The sequence below is a fragment of the Sphingomonas sp. IC081 genome, from assembly GCF_006874585.1.
Lineage (GTDB): Bacteria > Pseudomonadota > Alphaproteobacteria > Sphingomonadales > Sphingomonadaceae > Novosphingobium.
On record NZ_CP029761.1, the window covers coordinates 3,423,752 to 3,436,918 of the forward strand.

A 13,167-nucleotide genomic window follows, 5' to 3' on the forward strand; every position below is an offset into this window, starting at 1 on the left:
TGATGCCCATGAAGAAGACCGGAGCCCTGATCCTCGTCGCCGCCGGTGCGGCGCTCGTGTCCGGCTGCGGAACCACCAGCATGTTCAATCACGCCGGTCCCGACGAATTCGCCGTCCAGCGCCAGACGCCGCTGGTCGTGCCGCCCGATTTCGCGCTGACCCCGCCCAAGGAAGGCCAGCCGCGCCCGAGCGACGACACCATCCAGCAGCAGACGCTCGATGCCCTGTTCGGCGGTCCGCAGGCCCGCAGCGATGTCGAGAAGACGACGCTGAACCTTGCCGGCCCCGCCGATCCCGCGATCCGCTCGACCGTGGGCGATCCGGGCACCTACACCGTCGCCAAGGGCCAGGTGACCCGCGCGATCCTCGCCGCCCCCGAAGGCGACGGCCAGAGCGCGCAGACCGCCATCGGCGGCTGAGGTTCTCGAACCCCGATACGAAAAGAGCCGGAAAGCGAACCCCGCTTTCCGGCTCTTTTCGTATCGGGGTGCGCGGCTTCCAACCCTGCGGATCCCCCGCTCGGATCAGCCTTCGCCGGCCACTCCGTCCTCTCCCGCCTCGTCGTCGATCCGCTCCACCAACAGCTTGTCGATCTTGAGGCCGTCCATGTCGACCACCTCGAAGCGCCAGCCCTGCTCGGTGAAGTGCTCGCCCTCCTTGGGCACTTTCTTGAGCACCGCCAGCACGAAACCCGCCGCCGTCGCAAATTCGCGGTCGTCGGGCAGGGTGACGCCGAGCCGGTCGGCCAGCCCGTCGGCCGGCATCAGGCCCGAGACCAGCAGCGAACCATCCTCGCGCGCGACCAGCAGCGGGCCATCGCCTTCGTCCTGGTGGCTCACGAAGCTGCCCGCCAGGGCCTCCAGCATGTCGGAAGTGGTGACGATGCCTTCGAGGTGGCCGTACTCGTCGTGGACCACCGCCATCGGAACTTCGGACTGCTGCAGCTTGCGCAGCGCATCCATCGCATCGAGCTGGTCCGGGATCACCTCGACCTTCTTCATCAAGGCCGCGATCTCGACCGGGCGCCCTGCCACCAGCGCGGCAAGCACTTCGCGCAGCTTGAGGATGCCGAGAACCGTATCGGGCGCGCTTTCCCGCGCGACCGGCAGCAGCGAGTGCGGCGAGGATTCGATCTTGGCGCGCAGAGTCTCGATGTCGGCATCGATGTCGATCCAGTCGACCTGGTTGCGCGGGGTCATCACCTCGCGCACCGGGCGGTCGGCCAGACGCATCACGCCGGTCATGATCGCGCGGTCTTCCTCCTCGATCACCCCGGAACGGGTGGCCTCGGCAAAGATCATCTGGAGTTCTTCCGCGGTGATCTGCTCGTCACCGCCGCGGCGCACGCCGATCAGGCGCAGGATCAGGCCCGAGGAGCGATCCAGCAACCAGACGAACGGCGCCATCGCCTTGGACAGCCAGATCATCGGCTGCGCCATGACCAGCGCCACCGCTTCCGCCGAACGCAGCGCCAGTTGCTTGGGCACCAGTTCGCCGACAACGAGGCTGGCGTACGTCGTCACGATGATGACCAGCGTGAAGGCGCTCTCGTGCGAGAAGCGCGCGGGCACGCCCCAGGCTTCGAGCCGCTCGGACACCGGCTGCTCCATGCTGGCACCCGAATAGGCGCCGGCGATGATGCCGATCAGGGTAATGCCGATCTGCACGGTGCTGAGGAACTTGCCGGGGTCCGCCGCCAGGTCGAGCGCGGTCTTCGCGGCCCGGCTACCCTTGTCGGCGGATATCTTCAGACGCGCCGCGCGCGCCGAGACAATGGCCAGTTCGGACATGGAGAACAGGCCATTGATCAGGATCAGGCCGGCGATGATGAGGAGGTCAGTCCAGGGAAAGGGCGTCACAATGAAACCGCGCTAGCAGAAATAGCGGCCGGTGCGAAGAGCATGTTGCAAATGCAGCATTCCGTCACACACCGGAAACACCAACGGGCAATGCAGCCAAGATGCTGATTACAACGGCTTGCACGGGAACTCGCGGGCATCCCACTCGTTCCTGCGGGATTATCCATATGCTATTCATGTGCACGACTGCACATAGTCGCCGGAAGAACTCGCTGAGGAAGGGCAAGAATATGATGAAATCCCGCCTGCTGACGTCGGCTGTCGCCGCGATCTCGCTCGTGGCCGTCTCGGGCTGCGTCACCGATCCCAATACCGGCGAAAAGAAGGCCTCGCGCACCGCGATCGGCGCGGGCGCGGGCGCGGGCCTGGGCTATCTGCTGGGCAGCGTGATCGGCGGCCGCAGCGCCCGCATCGTCGGCGCCGGCATCGGCGGCGTGGCCGGTGCGGTGGTCGGCAACCAGATGGACAAGCAGATCAAGGAACTGAAGGAACAGACCGCCGGTTCAGGCATCGACGTGACCCAGGAAGGCGACGGCATCCTCGTCAACCTGCCGGACGTGACCTTCGGCTTCAACTCCACCGAGATCACCCCCTCGTTCCAGCAGGCGCTGAACAAGGTGGCGGATTCGATGAAGCAGTATCCGAACAGCCTGATCGACGTCTACGGCCATACCGATTCGGTGGGCTCGGACGCCTACAACCTCGACCTCTCGAAGCGCCGCGCCGATTCGGTGGCCCGCTACCTGATCATGCAGGGCGTCTCCTCGGCCCGCATCCAGACGCAGGGCATGGGCAAGAACTACCCGGTCGCCGACAACGGCACCGAGGAAGGCCGCGCCAAGAACCGCCGCGTCGAGATCAAGATCACCCCGGTCACCACCGACCAGGCCCAGGCCGCGCACTGACGGCGCACTGGCCGCGCACTGGCCGCGAAAAAGCAACATCGGGAAGGGGCCGGACACGCAGTCCGGCCCCTTTTTCCTGTGTCGGGCGGGCAAAGCATCCCGGCAGCGCCCGAGCAATCTCGACATTGCGCTCCGAACGCGCGAAAGACCGGCGCCATGACCAGCTTCGCGATCCCCGGTTTCGACCTCGCCGCCTTTGTCGATGCAACCCTGGCCGAGGATCTCGGCATGGGCTTTCCCGGCGGCGGCCACGATGTCACCAGCGAAAGCGTGATCGCGGCCGAGACCCGGTTTTCCGGGGTGATGGATTCGCGCGATGCGATCACCGTTGCCGGCCTGCCGATCGCCGCCGCCTTCTTCCGCAGCCTCGATCCGGTGATGGAGATCGAGATCCTGGTCGAGGAAGGCGCAAGCGTCGCCCCCGGCACCAAGCTGATGCGCCTCACCGGCAATGCCCGCGCCATGCTCACGGGCGAGCGCTCCGCGCTCAATACCGTGCAGCACCTCTCCGGCATCGCCACGATGACACGGGCCTACGTCGATGCGATGGAGGGCCGCGCCACCCTGCTGGATACCCGCAAGACCATTCCCGGCCTGCGCCACCTCGAAAAGTACGCGACCCGCATGGGCGGGGCCAAGAATCACCGGATGGGCCTGTGGGATGCGGCCATGATCAAGGACAACCACGTTCTTGTCGCCGGCGGCGTCGGCCCGGCCGTGGCGCGCGCCAGGGCGGCGGGCGTTGCCCAGATCATCTGCGAAGTCGATCACCTCGACCAGATCGAACCCGCCATCGCGGCGGGCGCACATCACCTGCTGCTCGACAACATGGGGCCGGACATGCTGCGCGAGGCGGTGGCGCTGGTGAATGGCCGGGTGCCCACCGAAGCCTCGGGCGGCGTCCATCTCGCCACCATCGGCGCCATCGCCGCTTCGGGGGTGACCTTCGTCTCGGTCGGCCGCCTCACCCAGAGCGCCCCGGCGGCGGACATCGGGCTGGACTTCACCCCGCTCTAAGCCGGCCTCAGCGCCGCGCCCTGAAGAAGCTGCGGAGCATCTGCGCGGCTTCGCTTTCGCCGATCCCGGCGTAGACCTCGGGCCGGTGCAGGCACTGGTCATGCTCGAACACCCGCGCGCCATGCTCGACCGCGCCGCCCTTGGGGTCCGATGCGCCGTAATAGAGCCGCGCGATGCGCGCGTGGGAGATCGCGCCCGCACACATCGCGCAAGGTTCCAGCGTCACCCAGAGCTCGCAGCCTTCGAGTCGCTCATTGCCGAGAATCGCCGCCGCCGCGCGAATCGCCTCGATCTCGGCATGGCTGGTGGGGTCGTGCCGCTCGCGTGGGCCGTTGCGCGCAGCGGCGATCACCGTGCCGTCCTTCACCACCACGGCACCGATAGGCACTTCGCCGCAGTCCGCGGCTTCCCGCGCTTGCGCGAGGGCGAGTTGCATGTATGGGGGGAGCGGCCATCGGGTCATTCCCAAGCGCTAGCGGCTGAAAAAGCTGTGTGCAACTTGACCATCGCGGGGGGAATCGCTAAGGGCGCGCCTTCCCGTACTTAACGGCAACAGATTTTTTCGAGCGAGAGTTAGACATGTCCCGCATCTGCGAACTGACCGGCAAGGGCCGCCAGGTCGGCTGCAACGTCAGCCACGCCAACAACAAGACCAAGCGCGTCTTCCTTCCCAACCTGCAGAACGTCACGCTTCTGTCGGACGGCCTGGAGCGCAGCTTCAAGTTCCGCGTTTCGACCCACGGCCTGCGCTCGGTCGAGCACAACGGTGGCCTCGACAACTGGCTGCTCAAGGCTGCCGACGCCAAGCTCAGCACGCGCGCCCTCAAGGTGAAGCGCGAGCTCAAGAAGAAGCTGGCCGCCTGATTCTCGCACGCTTCCTTCGGGAAGCGTGATTTTCAGGACATGCAACAAGGGCGTGCAGGCATTAGGCCATGCGCGCCTTTTTGCATGTCCTGATTCCGGACAGTGCCCTTCCGAGCAGCTTCAACCTGCTGGCCCTAAGGCAAATCCGCCGGATCGACACGCATCTTCCAGAGCAGCGTGCGCTGGAGCGGTGAATAGTTGTCATCGGAGATCACCCAGACGGTCAACTGGCCATCGGCGCGCGGCACCACCGCCAGCCCCTCGAAATTGTCGACCGGGAGGTCCGAGGACAGCTGCGCCACTTCCGTGACCCGCCAGGGTTGGCCGGCACGAATCGCCTTGGGATCGCCAATGGCGATGCGTCCGGAAAAGCGCTGGGGCATAGGCCATATCAGCCGCCGCATCAGCACGAGCAGACGCCCGTCGGGCAGTTGCACCATGTCGGTGGGGCTGAAGCCAGCCGGTCCGTCGAACGTGAATTGCTGCACGCGCGCGTTTTCAGTGGGATCTCCGGCAAAAACGACGGCGGGGTGGAGCCGGTCACTCCAGCCCGCAAATCCCTCACGCAGCAGGACGAATCGACCGTCAGCCAGACGGGTCATCGCCTCCGGCCCGGTGTTCACGCCCCAATCACGCATCGATGGAGGGCTGACCCGCCGTTCGACGTGCAGGTCCGCCACATCGAGTCCGGGAGTCATCCGGAAGATCGCATTGCGCCCTTCGAGCCCCAGCCAGATCGTGCCGGAAGCATCCTGCGTGGCCGACTCGACGTCGCGCGACGATTTCGAATCGTCATCGGAAAGCGGCAATTCCCCGATTCCGCTGTTCACTTGCGGTTCGCCGGGCGCCCGAAAACGCAGGTAATTGCCCGAATCGCTGAGTGCCAGAAACTCTCCGCCCGGGCGGATCAGCAGAGCCGAATAGCTGCCGAAACGACGGGTTCGACTGCGCAATTCCCAGATTCGTTCGAGATGGAACGGCCCCAGATGCGCCGCCATCCGATCGGGCGAGGGAAGGGCAACGGGTGCGAACCCGAGTTCGAACGTGTCCCTCAGGGCCGGGATCGGCGTACGCGCCCAGGTCAGCGGCAGAAGCGCCAGCACGGCGGAGAGGGCGATGACGCGGCGCACAAGAAACGGGATAGGCAATCGTGCCCGGGCCGCAAGCAGCTTTGTGCAATTATCCCGCGCAAATCATGGCATTGGCCCCGTGAACAGGATCGGATCGAGCCGCGCATCGTTCCACTTGATCGACCAGTGCAGATGCGGTCCGGTCGCCCGGCCTGTCATGCCGATCCGCCCGATCACCTGCCCCTGCTTCACATGATCGCCTTCTTTCACGAGAATCTGCGAACTGTGCAGGAAAGCGCTGTTGAGACCCATACCGTGGTCGATCATCAGGAGGTTGCCCTCCAGCGAGAACGGCCGTTCGGCGGCAAGGATCACCACCCCGTCGGCCGGAGCGACATAGGGCGTGCCGCTGGTGCCGGTCGCCATGTCGAGGCCCGAATGATAAGCGCCCGGCTCCCCCTGATAGACGCGCTGGGAGCCGAATCGGCCGGAAATGCGCCCCTTCACCGGCCAGATGAAATGCTGCCGCCAACCTTGCGCATCGGTCACGCGCGCGCGGGCGGCATTGATCCGGTCCAGTTCTGGCTGGCGGATCTTCATGAAAGCCTCGCTGGGCCCCCCAGGCTTGCGGGGAATGTTGATGTTCTCGATCCGCCAGGCGCGCGGGGCGACGGGGATCGTCCGCGACACCGTGCGACCATCGGCGAGCGTGGCGACCAGGATCGCGCTGGACCTGGCGTCCCGATCGAATGCCGCGAACCAGGCGCCGTCCGGAGCAATCTTCACCGCTTCGCCATCGAGGGTCAGCGAACGGGTGCCTTGCGGCACCTTGCCGCGAATCCAGCCGCCCTGCGTCACTTCGCCGGAATAGGTCATGCCCGAAGGGCTGGTCACGGCGCCCGTCACGCTGCTTGTCGCGGCCGGCGACGCGCCGCCCAGCACGCAAGCAGCGAGAGCGGCGCCGCCCAGCAGCGCGCCCCTGAATTTGCGGGTCATGCCTTTCCGAGCAGGCGCTTGGTCGCGATCTCGGCGGTAGCGTAAGGTTCCTGAAGCTCGACGCTCCAGTAGCGCAGTTCCTCGAGCGGGATTTTCTCACCGGTTACGGCGCAGAGCACAAAATGGCCGCCGCTCAGCACGCGGAAACCATTGGGGCCGTATTGAAGCTTGGCGGGACGATCGGCGGAAGACATCAGCATGGGCAAATCCTAGCAGGTCGCGCTGGTCAAAACAAATCACCCTGCCTGGGTTCTTCAGGTTTCTGGCGCACCGGGCGCCTGACAACCGCACCCTCGACCGGACCTGATGACACGGCCGCAGCCGCTGCAGGCGGGGTCGGATCAATAGAGCCCGCGCTACCTGAACCGGGCGTGACTTCCAGCGTACCGTCGCGGAATCGCAGCAGAAGTGCGGCCTCCTGCGCGGCCTTTTCGCGCGTGGTCAGGGTGCGGCCGTCGAGCGCGGTGACGCGGGCGAACCCCCGGTCCAGCGGCTTGTCGGGATCGAGCTGCGGCAGCACGCGGGCCATCGGCGCCAGCGAATCGCGTGCCATGGCCCAGCGGCGCTGGAGCAGGCGCGGATGCAGGCCCGCGCGCTCGATCCGCTCGCCGGAAACCTGCACGCGGTGGCGCAGCAGCGGGAGCGAGAGCTTTCCGGCAACGCGACCAAGCTGTTCGCGCTTGGCCCCTGCTTCATCGCGCAGGCCCCGGCGCAGGCGTTCGGAGAGTTCGTCCAGCTTCTGCGCCTTGGCCGCGAGAATCGCCTCGGGCCGGGGCAGGCGCTGTACGCGCGCTTCCAGCCGCTCGCGCCCCAGAGTGACCGGGCGCAGCGCGCAGCGACGCATGCGATAGGCCAGTTCGTCCAGCGTCGCGGCCAGTTCCGCGCGCACCGGCACCGCCATTTCGGCAGCGGCGGTCGGCGTCGGCGCGCGGCGATCGGCGGCATAGTCGCAGAGCGTCGTGTCGGTCTCGTGGCCCACCGCCGAGATCACCGGGATCGCCGATTCGGCCACCGCGCGCACGACCACTTCCTCGTTGAACGACCACAAGTCCTCGATCGAGCCGCCGCCGCGCGCCACGATCACCAGATCGGGGCGCGGCACCGCTCCGCCGGGCGGGATCGCCGAGAATCCCCGCACGGCATTGGCAATCTGCTGCGCGGCGCCTTCGCCCTGCACCAGCACCGGCCAGACCAGCACGCGGCTCGGGAAACGGTCGGCCAGACGGTGCAGGATGTCGCGGATCACCGCGCCGGTGGGTGAGGTCACGACGCCGATCACGCGCGGCAGGAAGGGCAGGGGCCGCTTGCGCTCGGGCGCGAACAGGCCCTCTGCCGCCAGCCGCGCGCGCAGCTTTTCCAGCAGCGCCAGCAGAGCGCCTTCGCCGGCGATCTCCATCGTCTCGATGACGATCTGGTATTTCGAGCGGCCGGGATAGGTCGTCAGCTTGCCGGTGGCGATCACTTCCACGCCGTCTTCCGGCCGGAACGCCAGCCGCTGGGCGCCGCCGCGCCACATGACGCCGTCGATCACCGCCTTGTCGTCCTTCAGCGCGCAGTAGAGGTGGCCCGATGCGGCCCGCTTCACGCCCGAAAGCTCGCCCCGCAGGCGCACGAAACCGAATCGATCCTCCACCGTGCGCTTCAGCAGATTCGAAATCTCGCTGATCGAGAGCGGCGCGGCGTTGTCCCCGGGCGCTTGCTTCGCTACCAGCCCACCGGAACGACCATCATCGAATTCGTCGTCATCGAAAGGCACGGGCAATGAATATCCTTCTTCTGGGCTCTGGCGGCCGCGAACATGCGCTGGCCTGGAAGCTGGCGCAATCCCCGCTCTGCGAGACGCTCTGGGCTGCCCCCGGTAATCCCGGGATCGCCGAAGTGGCAAGCTGCATCGACCTCGATGTCACCGACCACGGTGCGGTCATCGCCTTCTGCGAGGCGAATGTCGTCGGGCTGGTCGTGATCGGCCCCGAAGCGCCGCTGGTCGACGGCCTCGGCGATGCGCTGCGTGCCGAGGGCTTTTCGGTGTTCGGCCCGAACCGGAAGCCCGCCCAGCTGGAAGGCTCCAAGGGCTTCACCAAGGACCTGTGCGAACGCGCGGGCATCCCCACCGCCGGGTACGAGCGCGTTTCCAGCGAGGCCGCCGCGATGGCAGCGCTCGCCAGGTTCGGCGCGCCGGTGGTCATCAAGGCCGACGGGCTTGCCGCCGGCAAGGGCGTGACCGTGGCCATGACCATGGACGAGGCCGAGGACGCCGTGCGCGAGATCTTCTCCGGCCGCTTCGGCGAGGCCGGTGCCGAGGCCGTGATCGAGGAATTCATGGAAGGCGAGGAAGCCAGCTTCTTCGCGCTGACCGATGGCTCCACCATCGTCCCCTTCGCTTCCGCGCAGGACCACAAGCGCGTGGGCGACGGCGACACCGGCCCCAACACCGGCGGCATGGGCGCCTACAGCCCTGCCCCGGTGCTGACGCCCGCGCTCGAAGCCGAAGTGCTGGAACGCATCATCGCCCCGACCGTGCGCACGCTGGAGAACGAGGGCATTCCCTATTCGGGCGTGCTGTTCCTGGGGGTGATGCTCACCGCGCAGGGCCCCAAGCTCATCGAATACAACTGCCGCTTCGGTGATCCGGAGTGCCAGGTGATGATGATGCGCCTTGAATCGGACCTCGTCGAACTGCTCCACGCCTGTGCCGACAATCGCCTTGCCGCGATCCAGCCGCCCAAGTTCAGCGCGGATACCGCGCTGACCGTGGTGATGGCCGCGGACGGCTATCCGGGCACGCCCGCCAAGGACGGCGCCATCCACGGCATCGACAAGGCCGATGCGCAGGGCGCCAAGGTCTTCCACGCCGGTACCGCGCTGAAGGACGGCACGCTGGTCGCGAGCGGTGGCCGCGTGCTGAACGTCACCGCACGCGGCGCTTCGGTGACGGAAGCACAGGCCGGGGCCTATGCCGCCGTCGACGCCATCGATTTCCCCACCGGCTTCTGCCGCCGCGACATCGGCTGGCGCGAAGTGGCGCGCGAGAAGGCAGCCGGCGAGTAAGGCGATGGCAAGCAAGGCCGACACGGTTCTCAAACTCTCGCTGGCGGCAGCCGTGCTGATCGCGGGAACCGGCGTGGGCTGGTACTACGGGGTCGTCCTGCCCGGCCAGGCCGCGCGCGAGGAAGCCCGGGTGGAGGCCCGCGAAGCGGCCGAGCGCGAGGCCGAACAGGCGCGCCGGAAGGCCGCCCAGCGGGCCGAGGCGGAAGCCCGGCAGCGGCAGGAATCGGCGCAGCTGGAATACCAGGACTGCCTCAACTTCGCGGAACTCTCCTACAAGGAGCGCTGGACCGCCAGTTGCCGGGCGCAGCACGATGCCGACGTTGCCGCCTTCGAGGATTGCGCCGACGGCCTGTTCGCCACCGAGGAAGGCTGCCGCGCCCGCCATCCCATCCGCCCGGACCGCGACTGTGCACTGCCCGGCCAGACCGCGCAGAGCTATTCGGACGCGCGGGCGCAGCGCAAGAACGAGTGCGCGGCCCGCTTGCAGGCGGCGCAGGGCGGGCAAGGACAGGCGGCGGCGCAGCAGGCTCCGCCGGCCCAGTCCACCGGATTCTGAGCGGCCTCTCGGCCTTCCTGGCCTTCAGCGCACCGGCATCCGCACTGGCATCCGCACGGGCATCCGCACCGGCACGATCTCGATGACCGGCACTTCCCAGGGGTGAATCGCGAGAATCCGGTCCAGTGCGGCTGCAAGGGCCGCATCCTCCGGCGGGCAGGGCGCATGAACGGCCAGGATCGCCGTGGGCGAAAGCGTCGTGCGCCCCGCTTCGCCCAGAGTCGGCCGGGCATCGGCATCCGGCTGAAAGCTCTCCCAACCCGGACTGAGTTCGAACACGCCTTTGTAAAGACCGAAGTCACCCAGCGGATTGTCCTCCCGGATCACCGCAAGAACCGCGGCCAGCACAGGATCACGCTCGGCAGCAGCGCCATCGCCCGCGAGCATCGCGGCCAGCGTTTCGGCAGCGACCGGCACATGGATGCGCACCAGGGTCGCGTCACGGGTCTTCATGCAGTTTCGCTTTCCATCAGCAGGCGCACGACCATGGCCAGCCGCTTGGCGTCCTCGCGCGCCAGATGTTCCTTGGGCAGCCGGGCCTTGGCTTCTTCCAGTGCGGCGACGACTTGCGGGCGGGTGAACCCGTGCTCGACCATCCATTCGCCGAGATAACGGATCGGGAAGGGCAGGGCGACGGCGAGCCCCTGGCACAGCACTTCCAGCCAGTATTCGTCGAGCTCGGCATCGGAATAGACCGCGCAGTCCCCCACGAATTCGATGATTTCCGCAAGGACCTGCGATGCCGGCAGGCCGTCGCAGTCCAGCATCGCGCGGCTGATGCCGTGGAGCGCCTCGGCCTCCTGCGACCAGTCCCAGTGTTCCCAGGCCCGCAGCGGACGGATCAGCCAGGCACGGTTCTCGCCGTCGATCCGGGCGACCGCCACTTCGATGGGATAGGACTGCCCATGTTCGGGCAGACAACTCGCCTCGAAATCGATGACGGCCAGCGCTCCGGCCGGATTCCCATTCGCCATGCTACCTCCGGGAGACCTAGGGTAATGTACCAAGGTCTCCCGGAGCGCATGGCGCGTCAATGGTGCGGGAGAATTATCCCAGAACCGGCGCGGTGAGCGCCTTGAGGTCCGCTTCGGGGCGGGCGCCGTAGTGCGAGATGATCTCGCAGGCACAGATCGCGCCGAGCTTGAGGCACTGCTCGAGGCTCTTGCCGCGCACGTGGCCGAACAGGAAGCCGGCAGCGAACAGATCGCCCGCGCCGGTGGTGTCGACCACGCGGTCGATCGCCTCGGCGCCGATCTCGACGCGCTGGCCTTGCGACAGGGCAACGGCGCCTTCGGCACCGCGCGTGACGACCAGCACCGGGATTTTCGGCGCCAGTTCGGCCACGCCCTTCTCGAAATCGTCATGGCCGACGAGCGCCGCCATCTCGTGCTCGTTGCAGAACAGCACGTCGATCTTGCCGGTCTCGATCAGGTCGAGGAAGTCGGCGCGGTGACGGTCGATCACGAAGCATTCCGAAGGCGTGAAGGCGATCTTGCGACCGGCCGAGCGGGCCGCGTCGATTGCCTTGCGCATCGCCGCACGCGGCTCTTCCGGATCCCAGAGGTAACCTTCGAGGTAAAGCACGGCGGCACTGGCGATCGCGCTTTCGTCGAGCGCTTCGGCCGGCAGGTAGTGCGAGGCGCCGAGGAAGGTGTTCATCGTGCGCTGGCCGTCGGGAGTCACGAAGATCAGGCAGCGCGCGGTCGGCGGGTTGCCGGGGCGGGCGGGCACGTCGAAGGCGATGCCGCCGGCGCGGATGTCGTGGGTGAAGACTTCGCCGAGCTGGTCTTCGGCCACCTGGCCGATGAACGCGCACCGGGCGCCCAGCGCGGCAAGCCCCGCCAGCGTGTTGGCGGCCGAACCGCCCGAGATCTCGCGGGCGGGGCCCATGGCTTCGTAGAGGCTCTTGGCCTGGTCGGCATCGATCAGCATCATGCCGCCGCGCGACAGGCCGAGTTCCTCGATCAGCGCGTCGTTGCAGTTGGCGATCACGTCGATGATGGCATTGCCGATGGCGATGACATCAAGAGTGGGCGGCACGGTGGGCTGGGCCATGCGGAGAGAGTCCTTAAAATGATCTGGAAATGTTCGGGAGTTGCCACCGCGAGTAGCGCGCGGCCGGCCGCTTCGCAAGCGCGGCGCGGTTGACAGCCGTTTTCCCGCGCGCGATGCGGGGGGCAATCATGATCCAGACGCGCAAGAACCCGGCCATCCTTCCCGAAAATTGCCGAAACGGCCAGAACCGGCGCCTGATCGGGGCGCTGTCGGCCGCCGCGCTGGCCTTGATGGTCTCCGCCTGCGGCGGCGGCACGGTGCAGAGCACGCCCCATCCCACCCGCACGCCGCATCGCACTCCGGGCCGCGTCCCCGACGTGCGCCAGCCCAGCCACGTCAACCGCGCGCCCACACTCCAGGCGATTCCCGGTGTAGCGGGCGTGATCGGTGCCGACCGGGCGCAACTGGTTCGCCAGTTCGGCGAGCCCCGTCTCGACGTGTGGGAAGGCGATGCCCGCAAGCTGCAGTTCACCGGCACCGCCTGCCTGCTCGACGTCTATCTCTATCCCCCCGCCGGATCGAAGGAGCCGGTGGCGACCTATGTGGACGCCCGGCGCGGCTCCGATGGCCAGGACGTCGACCGCGCCGCCTGCATCGCCGCCTTGCGCAAGCGCTGACAGTCCGTTTGCAAATTCGCCGCAGGCGAATTTTGCGGCACCGGCCCTCTCCCCCGCCCTCTCACCCATCGATATATCCTGCAGGTGGTAGGGTGGGGGAGAGGGCCGGTGCCGCTAACCTCTTCGGACGCCCGTAATCTTTCGACAAAGGTCGATTCCCGTCCGATTTGCGAACTGGCG

Annotated in this window: 16 protein-coding genes; 7 read left to right on the top strand and 9 right to left on the bottom strand. The window is 67.3% G+C overall.

The genetic code is table 11. The features are described 5' to 3' along the window. Nucleotides 1-2: 2 nt before the first annotated feature. Nucleotides 3-419, top strand: coding sequence for a DUF3035 domain-containing protein (locus DM450_RS16090; protein WP_142636473.1), 417 nt, complete (start codon nt 3-5; stop codon nt 417-419). Between the two features lie 105 nt (nt 420-524). Here DM450_RS16090 and DM450_RS16095 read toward each other — a convergent pair whose 3' ends face one another. Continuing rightward, on the bottom strand, nt 525-1,859 hold the full coding sequence (locus DM450_RS16095) for a hemolysin family protein (RefSeq protein ID WP_142636474.1): 1,335 nt from the start codon (nt 1,857-1,859) through the stop codon (nt 525-527). Between the two features lie 230 nt (nt 1,860-2,089). On the opposite strand from DM450_RS16095, the gene DM450_RS16100 reads away from it, so the two are divergent. Further along, nucleotides 2,090-2,764 carry an OmpA family protein gene (locus DM450_RS16100; RefSeq protein WP_142636476.1) on the top strand — a complete coding sequence of 225 codons (675 nt, stop codon included), beginning with the start codon at nt 2,090-2,092 and terminating at the stop codon, nt 2,762-2,764. A gap of 156 nt (nt 2,765-2,920) precedes the next feature. Next, on the top strand, nt 2,921-3,781 hold the full coding sequence (gene nadC / locus DM450_RS16105; RefSeq protein ID WP_142636478.1) for a carboxylating nicotinate-nucleotide diphosphorylase: 861 nt from the start codon (nt 2,921-2,923) through the stop codon (nt 3,779-3,781). A 7-nt stretch (nt 3,782-3,788) separates the two neighbouring features. Here nadC and DM450_RS16110 read toward each other — a convergent pair whose 3' ends face one another. Continuing rightward, the gene (locus DM450_RS16110) at nt 3,789-4,244 is read right to left on the bottom strand and encodes a nucleoside deaminase (RefSeq protein ID WP_142636480.1); all 456 of its coding nucleotides are present in this window, start codon (nt 4,242-4,244) and stop codon (nt 3,789-3,791) included. Between the two features lie 116 nt (nt 4,245-4,360). Here DM450_RS16110 and rpmB point away from each other — a divergent pair, with 116 nt between their 5' ends. Further along, complete coding sequence (gene rpmB / locus DM450_RS16115; protein WP_142636482.1) at nt 4,361-4,645, top strand: 50S ribosomal protein L28; 285 nt, start codon at nt 4,361-4,363, stop codon at nt 4,643-4,645. A 134-nt stretch (nt 4,646-4,779) separates the two neighbouring features. Here the strand turns inward: rpmB and DM450_RS16120 are convergent, their stop codons facing one another. The 4 genes from DM450_RS16120 to xseA are packed head-to-tail and all read right to left on the bottom strand — an operon-like array spanning nt 4,780 to nt 8,467. Then, nucleotides 4,780-5,793, bottom strand: a complete 1,014-nt coding sequence (locus DM450_RS16120) for an esterase-like activity of phytase family protein (RefSeq protein WP_260609927.1) — start codon at nt 5,791-5,793, stop codon at nt 4,780-4,782. A 45-nt stretch (nt 5,794-5,838) separates the two neighbouring features. After that, nucleotides 5,839-6,711 (bottom strand): peptidoglycan DD-metalloendopeptidase family protein, encoded by an 873-nt coding sequence (locus DM450_RS16125; RefSeq protein ID WP_142636484.1) that lies wholly within the window; start codon nt 6,709-6,711, stop codon nt 5,839-5,841. Continuing rightward, nucleotides 6,708-6,911, bottom strand: a complete 204-nt coding sequence (locus DM450_RS16130) for a DUF2093 domain-containing protein (protein ID WP_142636486.1) — start codon at nt 6,909-6,911, stop codon at nt 6,708-6,710. Before DM450_RS16130 ends, DM450_RS16125 begins: the two co-directional genes overlap by 4 nt. A gap of 26 nt (nt 6,912-6,937) precedes the next feature. Beyond that, nucleotides 6,938-8,467, bottom strand: a complete 1,530-nt coding sequence (gene xseA, locus DM450_RS16135; RefSeq protein WP_142636488.1) for an exodeoxyribonuclease VII large subunit — start codon at nt 8,465-8,467, stop codon at nt 6,938-6,940. 5 nt (nt 8,468-8,472) lie between these two features. Here xseA and purD point away from each other — a divergent pair, with 5 nt between their 5' ends. Further along, nucleotides 8,473-9,759: a phosphoribosylamine--glycine ligase gene (gene purD, locus DM450_RS16140; protein WP_142636490.1), complete on the top strand. Its 1,287-nt coding sequence runs from the start codon at nt 8,473-8,475 to the stop codon at nt 9,757-9,759. Nucleotides 9,760-9,763: 4 nt separating this feature from the next. Continuing rightward, the gene (locus DM450_RS16145) at nt 9,764-10,315 is read left to right on the top strand and encodes a hypothetical protein (protein ID WP_142636492.1); all 552 of its coding nucleotides are present in this window, start codon (nt 9,764-9,766) and stop codon (nt 10,313-10,315) included. Between the two features lie 24 nt (nt 10,316-10,339). On the opposite strand, the gene DM450_RS16150 is transcribed toward DM450_RS16145, so the two are convergent. From DM450_RS16150 to DM450_RS16160, 3 genes are all read right to left on the bottom strand, one after another. Next, the gene (locus DM450_RS16150; protein WP_185928636.1) at nt 10,340-10,768 is read right to left on the bottom strand and encodes a hypothetical protein; all 429 of its coding nucleotides are present in this window, start codon (nt 10,766-10,768) and stop codon (nt 10,340-10,342) included. Then, nucleotides 10,765-11,289, bottom strand: coding sequence for a hypothetical protein (locus DM450_RS16155; RefSeq protein ID WP_142636494.1), 525 nt, complete (start codon nt 11,287-11,289; stop codon nt 10,765-10,767). Before DM450_RS16155 ends, DM450_RS16150 begins: the two co-directional genes overlap by 4 nt. Before the next feature lie 73 nt (nt 11,290-11,362). Further along, nucleotides 11,363-12,370: an adenosine kinase gene (locus DM450_RS16160; protein ID WP_142636496.1), complete on the bottom strand. Its 1,008-nt coding sequence runs from the start codon at nt 12,368-12,370 to the stop codon at nt 11,363-11,365. A 128-nt stretch (nt 12,371-12,498) separates the two neighbouring features. Here DM450_RS16160 and DM450_RS16165 point away from each other — a divergent pair, with 128 nt between their 5' ends. After that, on the top strand, nt 12,499-12,987 hold the full coding sequence (locus tag DM450_RS16165) for a hypothetical protein (protein ID WP_312846150.1): 489 nt from the start codon (nt 12,499-12,501) through the stop codon (nt 12,985-12,987). The last annotated feature ends 180 nt before the right edge of the window (nt 12,988-13,167 follow it).

Bases quoted from the DNA above. Each gene is read 5' to 3' on its own strand.
- DM450_RS16125 (WP_142636484.1), bottom strand. From the start codon at position 6,711: ATGACCCGCAAATTCAGGGGCGCGCTGCTGGGCGGCGCCGCTCTCGCT.
- DM450_RS16130 (WP_142636486.1), bottom strand. From the start codon at position 6,911: ATGCTGATGTCTTCCGCCGATCGTCCCGCCAAGCTTCAATACGGCCCC.
- DM450_RS16110 (WP_142636480.1), bottom strand. From the start codon at position 4,244: ATGACCCGATGGCCGCTCCCCCCATACATGCAACTCGCCCTCGCGCAA.
- DM450_RS16150 (WP_185928636.1), bottom strand. From the start codon at position 10,768: ATGAAGACCCGTGACGCGACCCTGGTGCGCATCCATGTGCCGGTCGCT.
- DM450_RS16155 (WP_142636494.1), bottom strand. From the start codon at position 11,289: ATGGCGAATGGGAATCCGGCCGGAGCGCTGGCCGTCATCGATTTCGAG.
- DM450_RS16090 (WP_142636473.1), top strand. From the start codon at position 3: ATGCCCATGAAGAAGACCGGAGCCCTGATCCTCGTCGCCGCCGGTGCG.
- rpmB (WP_142636482.1), top strand. From the start codon at position 4,361: ATGTCCCGCATCTGCGAACTGACCGGCAAGGGCCGCCAGGTCGGCTGC.
- DM450_RS16165 (WP_312846150.1), top strand. From the start codon at position 12,499: ATGATCCAGACGCGCAAGAACCCGGCCATCCTTCCCGAAAATTGCCGA.
- purD (WP_142636490.1), top strand. From the start codon at position 8,473: ATGAATATCCTTCTTCTGGGCTCTGGCGGCCGCGAACATGCGCTGGCC.
- nadC (WP_142636478.1), top strand. From the start codon at position 2,921: ATGACCAGCTTCGCGATCCCCGGTTTCGACCTCGCCGCCTTTGTCGAT.
- DM450_RS16145 (WP_142636492.1), top strand. From the start codon at position 9,764: ATGGCAAGCAAGGCCGACACGGTTCTCAAACTCTCGCTGGCGGCAGCC.
- DM450_RS16160 (WP_142636496.1), bottom strand. From the start codon at position 12,370: ATGGCCCAGCCCACCGTGCCGCCCACTCTTGATGTCATCGCCATCGGC.
- DM450_RS16100 (WP_142636476.1), top strand. From the start codon at position 2,090: ATGATGAAATCCCGCCTGCTGACGTCGGCTGTCGCCGCGATCTCGCTC.